Consider the following 19,286-nt stretch of genomic DNA (forward strand, 5'->3'; position numbering starts at 1 on the left):
CCCCCGGCCAGGCACTCCTGATCCCAAGTATTCAAGCGAGCTTCTGTTCCAGCCGCGTCGTTTGGTTTGTGGAGGGTGTGGTGCTGCCGACGACTGGAAGCCCGAGGTGCGGGGGGCAGGGCTGGTCGGTGCGGTGCTAGGCGGAAGCGAGGATCCGTTCTTCCGACAGCCTCTGTGGTTGCAGACTCGTTGCGCCGGGCACATCTTGTGGGCTTATAACGAGGAGCACGTCAACGAACTGTCTGCCTACGTCGGAGCGCGATTGCGAGAGCGTGGCGGCGCGCGGCCGACGAGGTCGATGTTCGCTCGGCTGCCAGTGTGGATGAAGGCGTCAAGGAATCGTTCAGAGGTACAAGCCGGCTTTGAGAGTCTGCGGAAGCTGGCGGAAAGGGCGGCGCCTGCTGACCGTTCCGCTGTTGCCCACGAGCGCGGCGACCGCGCCCGAGTGCACAGGAGTATGTACTTTCGGGGCGGCCCGTATGAGTCTTGACGGCTCTGATCAGGGTCGGGGACGATCGCGCGAACGTTCCCCCCGATTCCCCCCGAGGATGCAACGGCAGGCAACTGATGCAACGCTAGGGAGCCTCTCGTAGCGCATGGATCAGGGTCGACAAGCCTTCGCAATTAGAAGGCCAGGGGTTCGAATCCCCTCAGCTCCACAAGTAAGAACCCCGCCTGACCTGCGGAAACGCAGGAGGTCAGGCGGGGTTCTTTGTGTTTGGTGTTGCCGTTCCGGTGACGATGTCCCCGGGCTCCCCCGAGCCGTTCAGCGACTCGAAGGCACATCTGTCGCCGACCACGCCGCGAGCAGCTGGAGCCGCTCGGCGGTCGGCGAAGCGGGCTCCGGGATGTAGGTCGAGAGGATGATCGACGGCGCGGAGTCGATCGACAGCTGCTCGAACTGAAGGGCGAGCTCGCCGACTTCGCGGTGATGGATCGTCTTGCTGCCCGCCCGGTGCTGTGTGACGTCGTGGGTCGCCCAACGCGTACGGAAGTCCTCGCTGCGGGTGGAAAGCTCGCCGATCAGCCGCGTGAGGTGGCTGTCGTGCGGTGTTGCGCCGGCCTGGGCTCGCAGGATCTGCACGCACACGGAGGCCGCGTCGTCCATGTCGGCATAGAAGCCCTTGGCGGCAGGATCTAGGAACACGAATGAGGCGAGGTTGGGCGGAGCGGTGGCCGAGCGTCGGGTCGGGCTGCTGTAGACGACGTCGAACAGAGCCCGGCCCAGTGCGTTAGCGGCGAGCATGTCGAGGCACCCGTTGTGAGCGATCGCTGGGGTCAGAACCATCGAGTCCATGAGCAGCTGCACTCCCTGTGGCACGGCGGTGACCGTGTTTGTCCGCCGGCGCGCGCGGGAGGGACGTCGTGCGGTGCGCGCGAGATCGTACAGGTAGCTGATCTCGGCGTCATCGAGGCTCAGCGTGCGGGCGATGGCGTCCAAGACATCGTCGGATACACCAGTGAGGTCGCCCTTCTCGATCTTGGTGTAGTAGTCGACGGATACCCCCGAGAGCATGGCTACCTCCTCGCGGCGCAGACCCGGCACGCGTCGGAGGCCACTGGTCGGGAGCCCGACCATGTCCGGGGTGATCTTCGCGCGGCGCGTGGCCAGGAAGTCCCGCACGTTCTCGTCCTTCAGCGTCATGCCTCCAGGCTACGAACGCCTGGCGCCGCGAGCCAGGCTCTGACAGAACCCCCGGCGCACTGTCCGTGGCCCGGGTGAGGGGTTCCAACGGAACCTTCCGCGATGGAGCGAGCGCGTCAAGCATGGAGGTCGTCGAGAGATCGGCGACCAAACGGTCTCTCGGCAGACATCAGCAACGACCTGGAGAAATGTGATGACAGCACGAACCGAATCCGTGAGCTTCGGCTCCCCGGGGATGGCCTGGGACATGGCGGGGACCATCTACCTCCCCAGCGACTTCGACGCGAACGGTTCCTACCCGGCGATCGTCAGTGTGCACCCCATCGGTAGCTGCAAGGAGCAGACTGCCGGCAACGTGTACGCCAAGGCGCTTGCCGAGGCCGGCTACGTGGCGCTGGTCTTCGACGCCAGCTACCAGGGTGAGAGCGGCGGTCAGCCGCGGCGTGTCGAGGATCCCGCGCAGCGGGTCGAGGACATCCGCGTCGCGATCGACCACCTCGTCACACTGCCGTACGTCGACGCCGCCCGCATCGGCGGGATCGGAGTCTGCGGCGGTGGCGGGTACGTCATCAACGCGACGATGACCGACCGTCGCATCAAGGCCGTCACGAGCATCACCGGCGTGAACTTCGGCCGGCTCAGCCGGGAGAGCTTCGCGGGCTACGACCCGGTCGCGGCGCTGGAGCAGATGGCCGCGCAGCGCACCGCCGAGGCGCGCGGCGAGGACGTACGGGTGGACGGCTTCCTCCCTCCGTCGGTGGAGGAGGGCCGCGCAGCGGGCCTGACCGACATCGACGTGCTCGAGGCGACCGACTACTACAAGACCGACCGTGGCCGGGCCGCGAACGGCGTGACCAGTGCCGTGTTCTCGCGTCGCGCGAACGCGATCGGCTGGGACGCCTTCTTCGGGGCCGAGCGGCTCCTCACCCAGCCGCTGCTCGTCGTGATCGGTGACAAGCCCGGCGGCTTCGGCGCCTACCGGGACGGCCAGGAGATCTACGGCCGGGCGGCCTCGACCGACAAGCGACTCGTCGTCGTGGAAGACACGTCCCACTACGACCTCTACGACCAGCCGGAGCCCACGCGCCAGGCCGTCGAGGCCGCCGTGGACTTCTTCGGCACCCACCTGTGAGCCCTGCTCACACTCGATAACCACCCCAGGTCGAGGCAGGGTGAGGGGGGTGCCAACGGAACCTTCCTCACCTCTCGACCGCGACACAGGATTGAACTGTTCGACGCAGCCGGGTCCGCCAGATGCGGACCGACCCACAACGACACTGCGTCGCCTACAAGGAGAGTCATGAGCGAGAGCATCGAGATTCAGACCAAGAACGGCTACGGCACCACGCTGGCCGCCGTCATCAACTTCCCCCCGGACTTCGACGAGTCGAAGGCCTACCCGGCCGTCGTGGTCTCCCACCCTGGTGGTGGCGTGAAGGAGCAGGCCGCGGGCCTGTACGCCGGCCAGCTCGTCGAGCACGGGTTCGTCACGGTCGCCTACGACGCGTCGTTCCAGGGCGAGAGCACCGGAACCCCTCGTCAGCTGGAGAACCCGCACATCCGCACCGAGGACGTCAGCGCCGTCGTGGACTACCTGACCACGCTGTCGTACGTGGACAACGACCGGATCGGCGCGATGGGCATCTGCGCCGGTGCCGGCTACACCGCCAACGCGGCGATCAATGACCCGCGGATCAAGGCCGTCGGCACGGTGAGCCTGGTCAACATCGGCCAGATGTTCCGCAACGGCTGGGAGAACAACGTCAAGGACGCCGACGCGGCGCCGGTCCTCGCGATGGGGGCCGAGGCCCGCACGACCGACGCGGCCGGCAAGGACAACCAGTTCCCGCTGGCTCCGCTGCGCGAGGAGGACGCTCCGAACGAGGAGCTCCGCCAGGCATGGGAGTACTACCACACTCCCCGTTGCGAGCACCCGAACGCACCGGGCTGGATGACGACCCGGAGCCTGTCGCAGATCATCACCTACGACGCCTTCCACAAGGCTGAGGCGTTCTTCACCCAGCCGCTGCTCTGCATCGCTGGTAGCGACGCTGGGTCGAAGTGGATGAGCGACGACCTGTACGAGCGGGCCGCGAGCACCGACAAGTCCTTCTACATCGTCGACGGGGCCAACCACATGACCCTCTACGACGGTGAGAAGGAGGTTGCCGAGGCCGTCTCGCAGCTCGGCCCGTTCTTCACCGCCAAGCTCTGAGGCTGTTCGGGGCGGCGAATCCAGATCGGAGGAGCCGCCCCGTGCCCGCCTCCGGACCCGGTCAGCCGGATCATCGCCGCCTTCAGCTGAGCTGCCGGCCGGTAATCCGCCAACCCCCGTACTGGAAAGAAGGATGACATGAGTTCCTGGACCAAGGACGAGCTGGATCGCATCAACGCGGAGACCTACTTCACCGTAGGTGCGACGCTGCCCGACGGCACCACCCCGAAGACCGTCGACATCTGGTCGGTCCCGGTGGGAGACCGGATCTTCATCCGCTCCTACAACGGCACCGCTGGAAAGTGGTACGGCCCAGCCCTCGAGACCGGTCGCGGCCGGATCTCGGCCGGCGGAGTGACGAAGCAGGTGCGCTTCGTCGTGGTTCCGGCCGACGACGAGGAGACCAACAAGGCTGTGGACGCGTCCTTCTTCCAGAAGTATGCAAGCAGCCAGTATTCGGTGACGATGTCGACCGAGCCTGTTCGACGAAACACCCTCGAGGTCGTTCCCGAGGACTGACCGCACCCGTTGGACGAGTGTCCCGAAGGGCCGTGCTCGGCCTCCGGGACACTCGGACGTAGAGAGGTAGCAATGAGAGCCGAATCCCGTTTCCGACTCGTTCCCATGAGGCCGCGCGACCCCGAGGAGGACGGACGAACGGCCTCGACGCTGGAGTTGTTCTTCGACCTCGTCTTCGTCGTCGCGGTGAGCATCGCCGCGGTGCAGCTGCACCACGCACTCACCGAGGGCCACGTGCTGGACGGGATCGTCAACTACGGGATCGTGTTCTTCGGGATCTGGTGGGCGTGGATGAACTTCACCTGGTTCGCCACGTCCTTCGACAACGACGACTGGCTCTATCGGGTCCTGACCATCGTCCAGATGGGTGGCGTGCTCGTCCTGGCCTCCGGGATCGGCCCGGCGTTCGAGAAGCACGACTACTCGGTGCTCATCTTCGCGTACGTCGTGATGCGCCTCGCCCTGGTGGCCCAGTGGAGCCGTGCCTCTCGTTGGGCGGGTCCGTCCCGCCGGGCGACGATCATCTACGCAGCAGGTATCTCGCTGGTCCAGATCCTGTGGCTGGTCTCGCTGCTGCTGCCGGCCGAGATGTTCCCGGTCGCTCTTGTCGTGCTGATCGCTGCCGAGCTTGCGGTGCCGATCGTCGCCGAGCGCACGGGGAACACGCCGTGGCACCCGCACCACATCACCGAGCGCTACGGCCTGTTCACCCTGATCGTCCTGGGAGAGAGCCTGCTCGCCTCGGCCAACGCGATCATCGAGGCGCTCCACGACAGCGAGGAGCTGGGCCCGCTCATCGCCATCGCCGCGCTCGCCCTGATCGCGACCGCGGCGCTGTGGTGGATCTACTTCTGGCCGCCCCACCATCGAGCCATCAGCAGCTTCGCAAGCTCGCTGGCCTACGGCTACGGCCACTTCTTCATCTTCGCCGCCGCGGGTGCCTTCTCCGCGGGCATCGAGGTCGAGATCGACGTCCTCACTGGGCACAGCGAGCTGCACCAGCCGTACGCGTCGCTCGCCTACACGATCCCCCTGGCCGTGTTCATCCTCGGCATCTGGGTGTTGGCGATCAGGCCAAACGCGGATCGGGTGGTCAACGTCGTCGTCCCGACGGCCGGGCTCCTGGTGCTGGTCGACCCGCTGACCCCGGTGCCCTTCGCCCTCACCGCGGTCATCCTCATCGCCACCGTCGCCGTTCTCGTGTGGCGGCGGCCGATCGACGAGGACGCCTGAGTCCTCGCCGCCCTGAACGGGGTACTGGGAGCGTCTGGATCGGTCGCGGGGAGATGCCTAGCGTCTCGACCATGATGTCCTTGCCGCCACTCCGCACCGTACCCGTCGTGGTCGCCCTCCTCCTGCTGGCGCTGGCCGGGTGCGGATCGGGTGGCGAGGCGTCTGGTGCGAGCGGGGAGGAAGGGTCGCCGTCGAGCGCCGTGGCCTCGCGCTCGACCGAGGCGCCCGATTCGGCGGAGTCTCCCGGCGATCTGCTGCCGGTCGTCGCCGAGTTCCTCCGCGCGTGGAACGCCGACGACGCCGATGGCTTCGCCGCGACCTTCCCCGAGGAAGGCGTCCTCATCGATGCGGGCCGCCGGATGGAGGGGCGAGCCGCCATCAGGGAGTTCGCCACGGTCGAGCTGATGAACTACGACGTCGAGCTGGTCGAGATCACCGAGACCTCGGGATCTGGCTAGGTCATCCTTGTCCAGGTGAGTCAGGGGGAGACCGGCGGCTTCCGCGCCGTGTTCGACTTCACCCTCGACGGGGACCGGATCGGCCTCGCTGATCTTCAGTTCGCGCAGTAGTGGTGAACCGGTTGCGGACGCCTCGGGCGGCAGACCGTCACCCCTGATAGCATAAAATATGAAATACCTTGGAACTGAGGAGCGCCGCCATGAACACCCGAACCGCCCCGGACACTGTTGCGCCGCAGGACATCCGCGGCATCCTGGAGTCGCGCTGGAGCTGCCGCGCGTTCCTTCCTGACGCCGTTCCGGACGAGACGATCGACCAGATCCTGACGTTGGCGCAACGGACCGCGTCCTGGTGCAACACCCAGCCCTGGCATGTGTACGTCACCCGCGGCCAAGCCACCCGACGCCTCGCGGACAGCCTGCTCGGCTATGTCGCCGACGCGGATCCCGCACCTGACCTTCCCGCTCCCGGCGGCTACCTGGGCGTCTACAAGGAACGACGGCGCGAAGCCGGCCTCAAGCTGTACGCCAGCCTCGGTATCACCCGAGAGGACGTCGAGCGGCGAGATGCCCAGCACCTGCGCAACTACGGATTCTTCGACGCCCCGCACGTCGCGGTCGTCACGACCGACCGCACCCAGGGCGTCTACGGCGCGGTCGACTGCGGCGGGTTCGTCGCGAACTTCATCAACGCGGCGACCTCGGTCGGCGTGGCGACCATTCCCCAGGCCGCCATCGCCATGCACTCGCCCCACGTGCGCGAGTTCCTCGACCTGCCGGACGACCGTCTGATCGTGTGCGCGATCAGCTTCGGCTATGCCGACCTCGACGACCCGGTGAACGGCTTCCGTACGAGCCGCGCCTCGGTCGCCGACGCTGCATCCTTCATCGACTGAAGGTGGCGGTGAGCGCCGCCACCTGGGTGTCGTCGACCGTGGTGAGCCGCGCCTCGACGTCCGCGTCGCGGCGTACGTGCGTCACGGTTGCCGGCTGACCGCAGAACAGCGGAGCGGTGAGCCGGTGCGCCAGACGGCGGACGGGCCGTTCCGGCTCGGCCAGGCGCAGCGTCTCGGCGAGGGCGAGCGTGGACAGCGGGCCGTGGACGACAAGACCCGGGTAGCCCTCGACGAGGGTGGCGTAGGGCCAGTCGTAGTGGATCCGGTGGGCGTTGGCCGTCGCCGCGCTGAAGCGCATCAGCAGGGTCGGGTCGGTGACGAGGCGCCACCCGGGTCCGTCCGCGACGACTGCCGGACCCGAGGGGACCAAGGCGGAGGCAGCGGTCGCCGAGGGGGCGTCGGCGACCGGGGCCGCGGCGGGGCGGTAGACGATGTCCTGCCGCTCCTCGAGGAGCGGCTCCCCGTCCAGTGACCGCAGCCAGGTCCTGGTCTGCACGATCGCCAGCCGGCCGCTGCGGCCGTCCTTGACCTGGACGCTCTCGACGACGGCCTCGCGCTCCACCTGCGCTCCGACGCGCAGGTCGCCGTGGAGGACGACCTCGCCGCCGGCGAACATCCGCCGCGGCAGGTCGATCGGGGGGAGGAAGTCACCGCGCCGCGGGTGGCCGTCGACGCCGAGCACAGAGCTGGGGGACCAGCGGGGAAGCGCCACCCAGTGCCACAGCGGTGGAAGCACCTCCCCGACCCCGGGGAGGGGGGAGCCGGAGTCGAGGAGGGCGCTGAGGGCGATGACCGCCGACGGGTCCACGGTCTCGCGGGTGATCACCGGATGCGGTTCCCAGCCGGGGAACTGCGGCACGGAAGGGGTGGCGTCGGTGCTCACATGAACCGCCCGCCGGTGACCTCGGCGACGGTGCCGGTCATGTAGGACGAGAGCGAGGAGGCGTAGAAGACCGCGACCGAGGCGATCTCGGCCGGCTCTCCGGCGCGGCCCATCGGGATCTCGGCCATCTTCTGGTCCCAGGCCTTCTGCGGCATCGCCTCCGTCATGGCCGAGCGGATCAGGCCGGGCTGGATCGCGTTGACGCGTACGCCGTGGTGGGCCATCTCCTTGGCGGCGGCCTTCGTGAGGCCGATGATCCCGGCCTTCGCGGCCGAGTAGTTGGTCTGCCCGACCATGCCGACCTTGCCAGACAGCGAGGAGATGTTGATGATCGAGCCGGCGCGCTGCTCGCGCATCCGGGCGGCGGCGAGCCGGGTGCCGTTCCAGCAGCCCTTGAGGTGGACCGCGATGACCTGGTCGAACTGCTCCTCGGTCATGTTCCGCATGGTCGCGTCGCGGGTGATGCCGGCGTTGTTGACGACGATGTCGACCGCCCCGTAGGTCGCGGCGGCCGTCTCGAGCGCGGCTCCGACCTCGTCGGCGGACACGACGTCGCACGCGACGCCGATCGCCACACCGTCGCCGAGGCCCTTGGCGGCGGTCTCGGCGGCCGCGCCGTCGAGGTCTGCGATGACGACGCGTGCGCCCTCGGCCACGAACGCCTCGGCGATCGCCAGGCCGATGCCCTGCGCTCCGCCGGTGATGACCGCGGTCTTGTTGTCGAGAAGGCCCATGGTGGTGCTCCTATTGGGTGGTTGCGGGTGAGGTGTTCGGTCAGCTGGAGAGGTGGCTGGAAGCGGCGATACGTCGGGCGCGCGCGATGACCGGTGCGTCGACCATGCGTCCCTCGACGACCACGACGCCGTGCTCGGCGGCATCGGCCGCGGCGAGGATGCGTTCCGCCCAGGCGACCTCGTCGGCGCTCGGCGCGAGCGCCGCGGCGGCTGGCGCCACCTGAGCGGGGTGGATGCACAGCTTGCCGGTGAGGCCGAGAGCGGCCGATCGCATGACGTCCGCGGTCAGCCGTGCGGTGTCGCGTACGTCGCCGGTGACGCCGTCCACCGGCCCGGCGATCCGGGCGGCGGCGGAGGCGAGGACCAGGGCTGTACGGCTGCTGTCGATCGCGGGAGCGTGGTCCGGGTCGACGCCGAGCTCGGCGGCGAGGTCGTAGCTGCCGAGGGCGAGGCGGGCGACGCCGTCGACGGTCGCGATCTCGCTCGCGCGCAGGACGCCGAGCGCGGTCTCGATGAGGGCGACCACGCCGGATCCGGGTGCGAGGGAATCCAGGACCGCGGCTACCTCGGCCGGGTCCTCGGCCTTCGCCAGCATCACCAGGACCGGCCCAGTGGCGGCCAGAGCCGCGAGATCGGCCCGGTGCCACGACGTACCCACGGCGTTGATGCGTACGGCGACCGGGCCGGTGGCTTCGGAGATCCAGGCGCCGACGTGGTCTCGGGCGCTGTCCTTGGCTGCGGGGGAGACGGCGTCCTCGAGGTCGAGCACGGTCACGTCCGCGCCGCTGGCGGCGGCCTTGTCGAAACGCTCGGGCCGATCGCCCGGGACGAACAGCCAGGTGCGGGCGGTCGCCGCGCGGAGCAGGGCAGTAGTGGTCTCGGAGGACATGACAAATTTTATATAATACAAAGAATGTCTTGTCGAGCCCTTCTCTGCTGATCCCAATATAATATAAAGTGCTAGCCATGGACTGTCAGGGACTCCCGACCAGGGGCAAGGAGAGCAGGCGATGAGCGCGCCACTCGACGGCGTGACCGTCGTATCGCTCGAGCAGGCGATCTCGGCGCCGCTCTGCACCCGTCATCTCGCCGATCTCGGCGCCCGGGTGATCAAGGTGGAGAACCCGCGAGGCGGTGACTCCACGCGCCACTACGACCGGGTCGTGCACGGCAGCATGTCGGCTCACTTCGTCTGGCTCAACCACGGCAAGGAGTCCGCTGCTCTCGACCTGACCGACCCGGACGACTTCTCGGTGCTCACCGGGCTGCTGTCCAAGGCCGACGTCTTCGTCAGCAACCTGGCTCCGGGTGCGCTCGGCCGCCTCGGGCTGGCCCCCACCGACCTGACGCAGCGTCACCCGAGCCTGATCATCGTCGACGTCTCCGGCTACGGCACGGGTGGTCCGCTCGACCACAAGCGTGCCTATGACCTGCTGATCCAGGCCGAGGGCGGTTCGTGCGCCACCACCGGATGGCCCGGCCGGCCGGCCAAGTCGGGCATCCCGCTCGCCGACGTCGGCACCTCGCTCTACGCCTACTCCGGCATCCTCGCCGCGCTCTACCACCGTGAGCGCACCGGCCAGGGCGCGGTCATCCCGATCGCCATGCTCGACGTCGTCGCCGAGATGATGGGCTTCGCCCTCAATCAGGTGATCCACGGCGGCGTCGAGCCTCAGCCGGTCGGCATGGGATCGCCGATGGTCGCCCCGTACGGCGCGTACCCGACCCTCGACGACCAGACCGTCGTCCTCGGGACCACCAGCGACAAGGAGTGGCACCGCCTGGCCGGGCTGATCGGCCGCCCGGAGCTCGCCGAGGACGAGCGCTACCGGCACAACCACCACCGCGTCGCGGAGCGAGCCGATCTCGACGACGCGATCTCCGCCTGGACCTCGACGCTTCCCCTGGCCGAGATCCAGGAGCTCGCCGACGCGGCGGGGATCGGCAACTCGCGGTTCAACCTCGTCGGCGACCTCGCCGTGCACCCCCAGCTGACCGCGCGTGACCGGTGGCGACAGGTCGGCACCCCCGACGGTCCGGTGCCGGCCCTGCGTCACCCCGCAGTCGGCACCGACTGGACCCTCCGGTCCGGGTCGGTCCCCGCCCTCGGCGAGCACACCAACGCGATCCGTGCCGAATTCGCACAGACCCAGATCCAGGCCGACCCGGCCGTTGCAGGAGGACCCCATGAGTGACAGCCCGATCGTGAGCCAGGTCGACGACGAGGAGTTCGCCCAGATCCTCGACCTGGTGCGCACCTTCGTCCGCGACGAGGTGGTTCCGCGGGAGCGGGAGATCGCCGACACCGACACCATCCCGGAGGACCTTCGCAAGAAGGCTGCGGAGATGGGCCTGTTCGGCTACGCGATCCCGCAGGAGTACGGCGGCCTCGGGCTGCATCTCGCGCAGGACGTCGAGCTCGCCTTCCACTTCGGCTACACCTCGCTCTCGTTCCGCTCGCTGTTCGGCACCAACAACGGCATCGCCGGCCAGGTGCTCGTCGGCTACGGAACGCCGGAGCAGAAGGAGGCGTGGCTGCCCCGGCTCGCCTCCGGTGAGGTGATCGCCTCGTTCGCGCTGACCGAGCCCGAGGCCGGCTCCGACCCCTCCGGCATGCGTACGTCGGCCCGCAAGGTCGACGGCGGCTGGGTGATCAACGGCAACAAGCGCTTCATCACCAACGCCCCGCTGGCCGGCCTCTTCGTCGTCTTCGCAAAGGTCGTCGAGGAACGCGAGAAGCCGCGGATCGCGGTCTTCCTCGTGCCCGCCGAGACCCCGGGCCTGGAGGTGGCCAACAAGGACAGGAAGATGGGTCAGGAGGGGGCCAGCACCGCCGACCTCACCTTCGTCGACGTCGAGGTTCCCGACGACGCGCTGATCAGCGGCGACATCGACACCGGCTTCCGTGCCGCGATGTCGGTCCTCGCGCGTGGTCGCGTCCACATCTCCGCGCTCGCTGTCGGCGTCATGGAGCGGGCGCTCGAGGAGTCGGTGCGCTACTCCGCGGTGAACCTGCAGGGCGGCAGGCCGACCGGCGACCAGCAGCTCGTGCAGGCGATGGTCGCCGAGCAGAAGGCCCTCGCCATGGCCGGCAAGCAGATGACCCGGGAGGCGGCCCGGCTCTACGTCTCCGGCGAGGACCGCCGGCTCGCCCCGTCCGCCACCAAGCTCTTCACGACCGAGAGCGCCGGCCGCGTGGTCGATCTCGCCGTGCAGACCCACGGGGGCAGCGGCTACATGCGCGAGTCCACCGTCGAGCGCCTCTTCCGCGACGCCCGGCTACTGCGCCTCTATGAGGGCACCACGGAGATCCAGAAGCTCATCGTCGGGCGCGAGCTGATGCGCCGCGAACGTGCCGGCGAACCCGTCAACGGCCGCTGACCCGATCACGAACCAGGAGAACAGATGTCCCGCTACGTACGCTTCCCGAACCTGAGGATCGACGGCCCCGACGAGAACGGCGTGATCGAGCTCGTCTTCGACACGCCGCCGATGAACCAGGTCTCCGACGCGGCGCACGGCGAGCTGGCCGAGGTCTGGCGTGAGTTCGACCGCGACCCCGCCGTCCGCGCCATCCTGCTCCGCGGCGAGGGCCGCGCCTTCTCCGCCGGCGGGTCCTTCGAGCTCGTACAGAGCCTGATCGACGACCGGGAGAACCGCAGCCGCACCATGAGAGAGGCGCGTGACCTCGTCTACAACGTCCTCGACTGCAGCAAGCCCATCGTCTCCGCGATGCACGGGCCGGCTGTCGGGGCCGGCCTGGTGGCCGGCGTGCTCGCTGACGTGTCGGTGGTCGCGAAGACCGCTCAGCTCATCGACGGCCACACCCGGCTCGGCGTCGCGGCCGGCGACCACGCGGCGATCTGCTGGCCGCTGCTGTGTGGCATGGCGAAGGCGAAGTACTACCTGATGACCTGTCGCCCGCTGAACGGTGAGGAGGCAGAGCGGATCGGCCTGGTCTCGCTCTGCGTCGACGCCGACGACCTGCTCGACACCGCGCGTGAGGTTGCCCGCGACCTGGCGCTCGGGGCCGCCGAGGCGATCCGGGCGACCAAGCAGTCCCTCAACGGCTGGTACCGCTCGCTGGCCGCGCCGATCTTCGAGCACTCGCTCGCCCTGGAGTTCTACGGCTTCGGCGGCCCCGAGGTCGTCGAGGGTCTCGCCTCCCACCGCGAGCGTCGTACGCCTGACTTCATCAACATCGAAAGGACCCGGGCATGAGCATCAGCAAGGACGAGCAGGAGATCATCGACCTCGTCGCCAAGTGGGTCGACCAGCGGGTGCGTCCCGAGGTCCGCGAGGTCGAGGCGGCCAACGAGTATCCCGAGCAGTGGATCGCGGAGATGAAGGAGATGGGGATCTACGGACTCCTCGTCCCCGCTGAGTACGGCGGCATCGAGGTCTCCACCGAGTGCTTCGCCCGGGTCACCGAGGAGCTCGCCCGCGGCTGGATGAGCCTCGCCGGCGCCATGGGCGGCCACTCCGTCATCTCCTACCTGGTCCGCACCTTCGGCACGGACGAGCAGAAGGAGAAGTATCTCCCGCTGATGGCCACCGGCGAGCTCCGGGCCACGATGGCGCTCACCGAGCCCGGAGGCGGCAGCGACCTCCAGGCGATGCGGACCACCGCGACGGCATCCGCCGACGGCGAGAGCTACACGATCAACGGGACCAAGACCTGGATCTCCAACGCCCGCCGCTCCGGCCTGATCGGCCTGCTCTGCATCACCGACCCCAGCGTCAGCCCCTCGCACGGCGGCATGAGCGTGGTGCTGGTGGAGAAGGTCCCCGGTGTCGAGATCTCCAAGGACATCCAGAAGCTCGGCTACAAGGGGGTCGAGGCCTGCGAGGTCGTCTTCGACGGCGCGGTCGTCCCCGCCGATGCGGTCCTCGGCGGCGTACCCAACCAGGGGTGGAGCCACATGATGCGCGGTCTCGAGGTCGGCCGGATCCAGGTCGCCTCCCGCGCGCTCGGCGTCGGCCAGGCAGCGCTCGACGCGGCCGTCGACTACGCCCAGGTCCGCGAGTCGTTCGGCAAGCCGATCTGGAAGCACCAGTCGGTCGGCAACTACCTCGCCGACAGCGTCACCAAGCTCCAGGCGGCCCGCCTGCTGACCGCCGACGCGGCCCAGAAGCTCGACCGCGGGGAACGCGCGGACATGGAGGCCGGGATGGCCAAGCTCTTCGCCTCGGAGGCGGCCATGCAGATCGCGCTCGACGCGGTGAGGGTGCACGGCGGCTACGGCTACTCCAAGGAGTACGACGTGGAGCGCTACTTCCGCGACGCCCCGCTGATGATCGTGGGCGAGGGCACCAACGAGATCCAGCGCAACGTGATCGCGGCCCAGCTGGTCGCTCGCTCGAAGGGACGCTGACATGGCAGAGATCAGGAGGGCTGCGATCGTCAGCCCGCTGCGTACGCCGGTGGGCACGTTCGGAGGCTCGCTGCGTGACCTGCCGGTCGAGGACCTCGCTGCGACCGTGGTGCGCGCGGTCGTGGACGGCTCCGGCGTGGATCCCGAACGGATCGACGACGTCGTCTTCGCCCAGTCCTACGCCAGCTCCGAGGTGCCGTGCATCGGCCGCTGGGTCGCACTGCACGCCGGCCTGCCGATCTCGGTGCCGGGCATGCAGCTCGACCGTCGCTGTGGCGGTGGCCTCCAGGCCCTCACCTCGGCGGCGATGATGGTCCAGACCGGAGCGGCCGACGTCGTCCTGGCCGGCGGGGTCGAGTCGATGAGCCGCATCGAGTACTACTCCACGACCAACCGCTGGGGCGCCCGTGCGGGCACCGTGTCGCTCTACGACCGTCTCGACAGAGGACGAGAGCGATCCCAGCCGGAGGCCCGCTTCGGCAAGATCTCCGGGATGATCGAGACCGCGGAGAACCTCGCCCGCGACTACGGCATCAGCCGCGAGACCGCCGACGAGTTCGCCGCCCGCAGCCACCGCCGGGCCGCCGAAGCCTGGGCTGCCGGGCGGTTCGCCGACGAGGTCGTTCCGGTCGAGGTCCCGCAGCGCAAGGGTGACCCGGTCGTGTTCGCGCAGGACGAGGGGATCCGCCCCTCGACGACCCCCGAGAGCCTCGCCGGTCTGCGCACCCTGATGCGCGAAGGGACGGTCACCGCCGGCAACTCCAGCCAGCAGAACGATGCCGCGGCCGCCTGTCTGGTCGTCGCCGAGGACCAGCTCGAGGCCCTCGGGCTCGAGCCGCTCGGCTACCTCGACAGCTGGGCCGCGGCCGGATGCGACCCGGCCCGGATGGGCATCGGGCCCGTCCCGGCGCTCGAGAAGCTCGCCGCGCGACAGAGCAGATCCGCGCGCGAGGTCCTCGACGAGCTGACCCTGGTCGAGCTCAACGAGGCCTTCGCCGTCCAGGCGCTGTCGGTCCTCGAGGGCTGGAAGTGGAACGACCCCTCCCAGTGGGAGGACCGCCTCAACGTGAACGGGTCCGGCATCTCGCTGGGCCACCCGATCGGCGCCACCGGCGTCCGGATGGTCACCACCATGCTCCACGAGCTGAAGCGCCGCGGCGGCGGCAGCGGCCTCGCCACGATGTGCATCGGCGGTGGCCAGGGCATGGCCGCCACGTTCCGGAGCGCGTGACCCGAATCCCGACCGAACAGGAAGCAGAACCGATGACCACCCCAGAGAAGTTCGGCCCGCTCGCCGGGCTCCGCGTGATCGAGCTCGGCGCCGTCGGGCCCGGTCCCCACGCCGCCATGATCCTCGCCGACCTCGGTGCGGACGTCGTACGCATCGACCGGCCCAGCGGCACCCAGCTCGGCCGGCCCGACGCCACCGACCCCATGCTGCGAGGACGACGCCGGGTCGACGCCAACCTGAAGACCGAGGAGGGCAAGGCGATCCTGCTCCGGCTCGTCGAGCACGCCGACGTGATCCTGGAGGGCTACCGGCCCGGGGTCGCCGAGCGGCTGGGCATCGGGCCCGACGACCTGCTCGCGGTCAACCCGCGCCTGGTCTACGGCCGGGCGACCGGGTGGGGCCAGACCGGGGCGCTGGCCGACAAGGCCGGGCACGACATGAACTACATGTCGCTCACCGGTGCCCTGTACGCCCTCGGACGCGAGGACGAGTGCCCGCCACCGCCGCTCAACCTGATCGGTGACTACGGCGGCGGGTCGATGCTGCTGCTCTCCGGTGTGCTGGCCGGCATCTGGAGCGCCGGTCGTACGGGCCGAGGCCAGGTGGTCGATGCGGCGATGGTCGACGGGGTGACCCTGCTGTCCCAGAAGGTGTGGTCCTGGCTCAACCAGGACCTGTGGGTCGACAAGCGGGAGTCGAACTTCATCGACGGCGGCTCGCCCTGGTACCGCACCTACCGCTGCAGCGACGGCAAGTTCATGGCGGTCTGCTCGATCGAGCCGCAGTTCTACGCAGACCTGCTCACCGGTCTCGAGATCGATCCCGACAGCCTGCCGCCGCAGCGCGAGCCCGCGAGCTTCCCGGTGCTGACCGACACCTTCGAGAAGGCGTTCTCGACCCGTACCCGCGACGAGTGGACGGCGGTCTTCGACCAGCTCGACGCGTGCGTGACCCCGGTGTTGTCGTGGACCGAGGCCGCTGAGCACAAGGAGCTCCGCGAGCGGGAGAACATCGTGGTCGTCGACGGGGTGCCGCAGTCCGGCGTCGCTCCGCGATTCTCCGAGACCCCGGGCCGGGTCCCCGCCCCGATGCAGGACCCGATCGGCGTCGACGAGGTCGTCGCCTCCTGGGAGCAGCAGTCATGACCGCCGGCGGTTCGGCCTCGCAGTCGGGCAGGGTCGCCGTGGTCACGGGCGGCACCGCCGGCGTCGGTCTCGAGATCGCCGAGCGTCTCGCCGCACGTGGGGCGAGCGTGGTCATCACCGGACGCTCGGCCGAGCGTGCCGAACCGGCCCTGGACCGGCTTCGCAAGATCTCCGACGACGTCGCGTTCGAGGTCGCCGACTCGTGCGACGCCGCCCAGCTCGCCGCGATGGTCGATCGTGTCACCGCTCGTCACGACGGTGGCATCGACATCCTGGTCAGCGCCGGTACGCCGCACGAGCTCGGCCCGACACCGTTCGCGGAGATGACCGCGGACGAGTTGCGTACGGCGATCGACGGCCGCCTCTACCCGCGCATCCTGCCGGTGCATGCGGCCCTGCCCGGGCTGCGGAGGCGGGGTGGGTCGGTGGTCATGCTGACCACCGACGCCGGACGTCATGTGACACCGGGGGAGTCCGTCATCGGCGCCGTCGGTGCCGCGGTGATCCTGATGACGAAGGCTTTGGCCCGAGAGCTCTCCCGGGATCGGATCCGGGTGAACAGCGTCGCGATGACCATCACGTCCGACACCCCTTCGTGGGACGCGATCTTCGCGACCGAGAGCTTCCAGTCGAAGCTCTTCGCCAAGGCCGTCGAGCGCTTCCCGCAGGGCCGTCCCCCGAGCGCCGGTGAGGTGGCTGACGTGGCCGCGTTCCTGGCCGCCGACGCCGTTCAGGTCAGCGGGCAGACGGTCAGCGTCAACGGAGGGCTCTCCTTCGGCGGATGGTGAGGAGCGCTCTGTCGGGGGTACCGCCGGCCCCTGGCTCGGGCCGGCGGTTGCTGGGTAGCCTGCCGATATGAGCGCGGCCGACCAGGTCCGGCTTCCTCATGCAGTGACGAGAGCGGTCCACTCCCGGTGTTCCGGCTGTGGCCGACGTACACCTAGGGGGAACTGATGAACTGGACCAGCGACGAGGTCGAACGTATCGGCGGAGCCCAGGAGCTCCGCATCACCAGCTACCGGAACGATGGATCGCTCCGGCGCTGGACGCCCATCTGGGTGGTCAGGGTGGACGATGCCCTTTACATCCGCTCCGCTTACGGCGCGGACGGCGCGTGGTATCGGCATGCCACCCAGGGCAAGGCCCGTGTCGCCGCGGCGGGGATCGAGGCGGATGTCGATCTCGAGCCCGTCGACGAGGTGACGAACGGCCGGGTCGCCGAGGCCTACAGCGCCAAGTACAGCAACCAGCCGAGCTCGCTGCGACCCATGCTCGCCGAGCCGTCCGCCTCCTCGACCGTGCGGGTCACGAAGACGAGCTAGCGGCCGGCTCGATCCAGCTGCTCAGGGGGCTCCTCAGGGGGTACTGACAGCCCACCCCTAAAGCATTGCCATCGATCATATATTTCATAGTATCGAACGTGACGGCAGTCACAGGACTGATGGCAACGCGAGGTCTCACCTCGCAGCGAAAGGATCATCGTGGGCGAGAACCTCGACAAGGTGTTCATCGGGGGTGAGTGGGTCGATTCGACGTCGGCCTCGCTTCTGACAGTGACCAACCCGTACTCGGGCGAGGTCGTCGCGCACGTTCCGGACGGCACCCCGCAGGACATGGACCGTGCGGTCGCGGCGGCGCGCGAGGCGTACGACCACGGCCCCTGGCCGCGCCTGACGGTGGACGAGCGTGTCGCCGTGCTGCGTCGGCTCAGCGACCTCATGGGCGAGAACGCCGAGGAGATCGCCGGCATCGTCACCGACGAGATGGGCTGCCCGATCTCGCTGTCGCGCGGCTTCCAGTCGGTCGGCGCCAAGATGGCGCTCGACGCGTTCATCGAGCTGGCCGCCGACTATCCCTGGCGCAGCCTGCGCGAGGCGGCGACCGGCCGGGCGCTCGTCGTACGCGAGCCCGTCGGCGTGGTCGCCGCGGTGGTTCCGTGGAACGCGCCTCTGCAGATCGCTGTCATGAAGCTCGCGCCCGCACTCATCAGCGGCTGCACGATCGTCATCAAGCCGGACCCGAAGACTCCGCTCAACGCCTATCGCCTCGCCGAGCTGGTGGCGGCCGCCGGCGTCCCGGCCGGGGTGGTCAACGTGGTTCCCGCCGACCGGGAGGCGAGCGAGAGTCTCGTACGCCATCCGGACGTGGACAAGGTGACCTTCACCGGGTCCAGTGCCGCCGGCCGGCGGATCGCCTCGCTGTGCGGCAACGACCTCAAGCGGATCACGCTGGAGCTCGGCGGCAAGTCCGCGGCGATCGTGCTCGACGATGCCGACCTTGCCGCCACCGTGGAGTCGCTGCGCATCGGCACCTTCCGAAACACCGGGCAGGTGTGCAGCCTCAAGACCCGCGTCCTGGTGCCGCGCTCGCGCGAGGCCGAGTTCCTCGACGCCTTCACCTCGATGGTGGCGACCATGCCGATTGGCGACCCGCGTGACCCGGCCACCCAGCTCGGCCCGCTGGTCAGCGAGCTGCAGCGCGAGCGTGTCGAGGGCTACATCGCCTCCGGCAAGGAGCAGGGTGCGCGTCTGATCACCGGTGGCGGTCGCCCCTCCGGCCTCGACCAGGGCTACTTCGTGGAGCCGACAGTCTTCGCGGGTGTCGACCCGTCGATGAGGATCGCCCAGGAGGAGATCTTCGGCCCGGTCGCCGCCGTCCTCACCTACGACGGCGAGGACGAGGCCGTCGCCCTCGCCAACGACTCGGCGTACGGACTGAACGGTTCGATCTTCAGCGCCGACCCTGAACATGCCGTACGCCTCGCCCGCCGGATCCGGACCGGCACCGTCGAGGTCAACGGCAGCCCGGCCGGCTTCCACGCGCCGTTCGGCGGCTTCAAGACGAGCGGCATCGGCCGCGAGGCCGGCCACGAGGGCTTCGACGCGTACGTCGAGCTCAAGTCGATCGGTCTGCCTGCCGGCTACATCCCGGCGCTCTGACTTTCACTTCAAC

The 19,286-nt window shown here is 69.1% G+C and carries 19 protein-coding genes; 15 read left to right on the top strand and 4 right to left on the bottom strand.

Annotated features, from left to right (window positions below; all coding sequences use genetic code 11):
- Nucleotides 1–766: 766 nt before the first annotated feature.
- Nucleotides 767–1,645, bottom strand: a complete 879-nt coding sequence (locus ACZ6WN_RS03890; RefSeq protein ID WP_465862810.1) for a helix-turn-helix domain-containing protein — start codon at nt 1,643–1,645, stop codon at nt 767–769.
- 193 nt (nt 1,646–1,838) lie between these two features.
- On the opposite strand from ACZ6WN_RS03890, the gene ACZ6WN_RS03895 reads away from it, so the two are divergent.
- The 6 genes from ACZ6WN_RS03895 (at nt 1,839) to ACZ6WN_RS03920 (ending at nt 6,966) form a co-directional block, all read left to right on the top strand.
- Nucleotides 1,839–2,777 carry an alpha/beta hydrolase gene (locus tag ACZ6WN_RS03895; RefSeq protein WP_465862811.1) on the top strand — a complete coding sequence of 313 codons (939 nt, stop codon included), beginning with the start codon at nt 1,839–1,841 and terminating at the stop codon, nt 2,775–2,777.
- A 168-nt stretch (nt 2,778–2,945) separates the two neighbouring features.
- Entirely contained in the window at nt 2,946–3,860 is a 915-nt protein-coding gene (locus tag ACZ6WN_RS03900; RefSeq protein WP_465862812.1) for an alpha/beta hydrolase, read from the top strand.
- 138 nt (nt 3,861–3,998) lie between these two features.
- Entirely contained in the window at nt 3,999–4,379 is a 381-nt protein-coding gene (locus tag ACZ6WN_RS03905; RefSeq protein WP_465862813.1) for a DUF2255 family protein, read from the top strand.
- 105 nt (nt 4,380–4,484) lie between these two features.
- On the top strand, nt 4,485–5,612 hold the full coding sequence (locus ACZ6WN_RS03910; protein WP_465862814.1) for a low temperature requirement protein A: 1,128 nt from the start codon (nt 4,485–4,487) through the stop codon (nt 5,610–5,612).
- A 71-nt stretch (nt 5,613–5,683) separates the two neighbouring features.
- Complete coding sequence (locus ACZ6WN_RS03915) at nt 5,684–6,070, top strand: nuclear transport factor 2 family protein (protein ID WP_465862815.1); 387 nt, start codon at nt 5,684–5,686, stop codon at nt 6,068–6,070.
- A gap of 200 nt (nt 6,071–6,270) precedes the next feature.
- A complete protein-coding gene (locus ACZ6WN_RS03920) occupies nt 6,271–6,966 on the top strand; it encodes a nitroreductase (protein WP_465862817.1) in 696 nt (231 codons plus the stop codon).
- Here ACZ6WN_RS03920 and ACZ6WN_RS03925 read toward each other — a convergent pair.
- From ACZ6WN_RS03925 to ACZ6WN_RS03935, 3 genes are read right to left on the bottom strand one after another with little or no spacing between them, the layout of a single operon-like run.
- Nucleotides 6,956–7,849 (bottom strand): HTD2 family dehydratase, encoded by an 894-nt coding sequence (locus tag ACZ6WN_RS03925; protein WP_465862819.1) that lies wholly within the window; start codon nt 7,847–7,849, stop codon nt 6,956–6,958. The genes ACZ6WN_RS03920 and ACZ6WN_RS03925 overlap by 11 nt on opposite strands.
- Nucleotides 7,846–8,583: a 3-oxoacyl-ACP reductase FabG gene (gene fabG, locus ACZ6WN_RS03930; protein WP_465862820.1), complete on the bottom strand. Its 738-nt coding sequence runs from the start codon at nt 8,581–8,583 to the stop codon at nt 7,846–7,848. Before fabG ends, ACZ6WN_RS03925 begins: the two co-directional genes overlap by 4 nt.
- Nucleotides 8,584–8,623: 40 nt before the next feature.
- Nucleotides 8,624–9,472, bottom strand: a complete 849-nt coding sequence (locus ACZ6WN_RS03935; protein ID WP_465862821.1) for an HpcH/HpaI aldolase/citrate lyase family protein — start codon at nt 9,470–9,472, stop codon at nt 8,624–8,626.
- A 121-nt stretch (nt 9,473–9,593) separates the two neighbouring features.
- Between ACZ6WN_RS03935 and ACZ6WN_RS03940 the strand changes: the two genes are divergently transcribed.
- From ACZ6WN_RS03940 to ACZ6WN_RS03980, 9 genes are all read left to right on the top strand, one after another.
- Nucleotides 9,594–10,778 (top strand): CaiB/BaiF CoA transferase family protein, encoded by a 1,185-nt coding sequence (locus tag ACZ6WN_RS03940; RefSeq protein WP_465862822.1) that lies wholly within the window; start codon nt 9,594–9,596, stop codon nt 10,776–10,778.
- The gene (locus ACZ6WN_RS03945; protein WP_465862823.1) at nt 10,771–11,964 is read left to right on the top strand and encodes an acyl-CoA dehydrogenase family protein; all 1,194 of its coding nucleotides are present in this window, start codon (nt 10,771–10,773) and stop codon (nt 11,962–11,964) included. The genes ACZ6WN_RS03940 and ACZ6WN_RS03945 overlap by 8 nt, the downstream gene beginning before the upstream one ends.
- Before the next feature lie 24 nt (nt 11,965–11,988).
- Complete coding sequence (locus ACZ6WN_RS03950) at nt 11,989–12,804, top strand: enoyl-CoA hydratase/isomerase family protein (RefSeq protein WP_465862824.1); 816 nt, start codon at nt 11,989–11,991, stop codon at nt 12,802–12,804.
- Entirely contained in the window at nt 12,801–13,958 is a 1,158-nt protein-coding gene (locus ACZ6WN_RS03955; RefSeq protein WP_465862826.1) for an acyl-CoA dehydrogenase family protein, read from the top strand. The genes ACZ6WN_RS03950 and ACZ6WN_RS03955 overlap by 4 nt, the downstream gene beginning before the upstream one ends.
- A gap of 1 nt (nt 13,959) precedes the next feature.
- Complete coding sequence (locus ACZ6WN_RS03960; RefSeq protein ID WP_465862827.1) at nt 13,960–15,189, top strand: acetyl-CoA C-acetyltransferase; 1,230 nt, start codon at nt 13,960–13,962, stop codon at nt 15,187–15,189.
- A gap of 32 nt (nt 15,190–15,221) precedes the next feature.
- A complete protein-coding gene (locus tag ACZ6WN_RS03965; protein ID WP_465862828.1) occupies nt 15,222–16,334 on the top strand; it encodes a CaiB/BaiF CoA transferase family protein in 1,113 nt (370 codons plus the stop codon).
- Nucleotides 16,331–17,122 carry an SDR family NAD(P)-dependent oxidoreductase gene (locus tag ACZ6WN_RS03970; RefSeq protein ID WP_465862829.1) on the top strand — a complete coding sequence of 264 codons (792 nt, stop codon included), beginning with the start codon at nt 16,331–16,333 and terminating at the stop codon, nt 17,120–17,122. The genes ACZ6WN_RS03965 and ACZ6WN_RS03970 overlap by 4 nt, the downstream gene beginning before the upstream one ends.
- A 165-nt stretch (nt 17,123–17,287) precedes the next feature.
- Nucleotides 17,288–17,656, top strand: coding sequence for a DUF2255 family protein (locus ACZ6WN_RS03975; RefSeq protein ID WP_465862830.1), 369 nt, complete (start codon nt 17,288–17,290; stop codon nt 17,654–17,656).
- A 180-nt stretch (nt 17,657–17,836) separates the two neighbouring features.
- A complete protein-coding gene (locus ACZ6WN_RS03980) occupies nt 17,837–19,273 on the top strand; it encodes an aldehyde dehydrogenase (protein WP_465863512.1) in 1,437 nt (478 codons plus the stop codon).
- The last annotated feature ends 13 nt before the right edge of the window (nt 19,274–19,286 follow it).

This window comes from Nocardioides sp. NPDC054178 (genome assembly GCF_055585005.1).

Bases quoted from the DNA above. Each gene is read 5' to 3' on its own strand.
- ACZ6WN_RS03890 (WP_465862810.1), bottom strand. From the start codon at position 1,645: ATGACGCTGAAGGACGAGAACGTGCGGGACTTCCTGGCCACGCGCCGC.
- ACZ6WN_RS03895 (WP_465862811.1), top strand. From the start codon at position 1,839: ATGACAGCACGAACCGAATCCGTGAGCTTCGGCTCCCCGGGGATGGCC.
- ACZ6WN_RS03900 (WP_465862812.1), top strand. From the start codon at position 2,946: ATGAGCGAGAGCATCGAGATTCAGACCAAGAACGGCTACGGCACCACG.
- ACZ6WN_RS03905 (WP_465862813.1), top strand. From the start codon at position 3,999: ATGAGTTCCTGGACCAAGGACGAGCTGGATCGCATCAACGCGGAGACC.
- ACZ6WN_RS03910 (WP_465862814.1), top strand. From the start codon at position 4,485: ATGAGGCCGCGCGACCCCGAGGAGGACGGACGAACGGCCTCGACGCTG.
- ACZ6WN_RS03915 (WP_465862815.1), top strand. From the start codon at position 5,684: ATGATGTCCTTGCCGCCACTCCGCACCGTACCCGTCGTGGTCGCCCTC.
- ACZ6WN_RS03920 (WP_465862817.1), top strand. From the start codon at position 6,271: ATGAACACCCGAACCGCCCCGGACACTGTTGCGCCGCAGGACATCCGC.
- fabG (WP_465862820.1), bottom strand. From the start codon at position 8,583: ATGGGCCTTCTCGACAACAAGACCGCGGTCATCACCGGCGGAGCGCAG.
- ACZ6WN_RS03935 (WP_465862821.1), bottom strand. From the start codon at position 9,472: ATGTCCTCCGAGACCACTACTGCCCTGCTCCGCGCGGCGACCGCCCGC.
- ACZ6WN_RS03940 (WP_465862822.1), top strand. From the start codon at position 9,594: ATGAGCGCGCCACTCGACGGCGTGACCGTCGTATCGCTCGAGCAGGCG.
- ACZ6WN_RS03945 (WP_465862823.1), top strand. From the start codon at position 10,771: ATGAGTGACAGCCCGATCGTGAGCCAGGTCGACGACGAGGAGTTCGCC.
- ACZ6WN_RS03950 (WP_465862824.1), top strand. From the start codon at position 11,989: ATGTCCCGCTACGTACGCTTCCCGAACCTGAGGATCGACGGCCCCGAC.
- ACZ6WN_RS03955 (WP_465862826.1), top strand. From the start codon at position 12,801: ATGAGCATCAGCAAGGACGAGCAGGAGATCATCGACCTCGTCGCCAAG.
- ACZ6WN_RS03960 (WP_465862827.1), top strand. From the start codon at position 13,960: ATGGCAGAGATCAGGAGGGCTGCGATCGTCAGCCCGCTGCGTACGCCG.
- ACZ6WN_RS03965 (WP_465862828.1), top strand. From the start codon at position 15,222: ATGACCACCCCAGAGAAGTTCGGCCCGCTCGCCGGGCTCCGCGTGATC.
- ACZ6WN_RS03970 (WP_465862829.1), top strand. From the start codon at position 16,331: ATGACCGCCGGCGGTTCGGCCTCGCAGTCGGGCAGGGTCGCCGTGGTC.
- ACZ6WN_RS03975 (WP_465862830.1), top strand. From the start codon at position 17,288: ATGAACTGGACCAGCGACGAGGTCGAACGTATCGGCGGAGCCCAGGAG.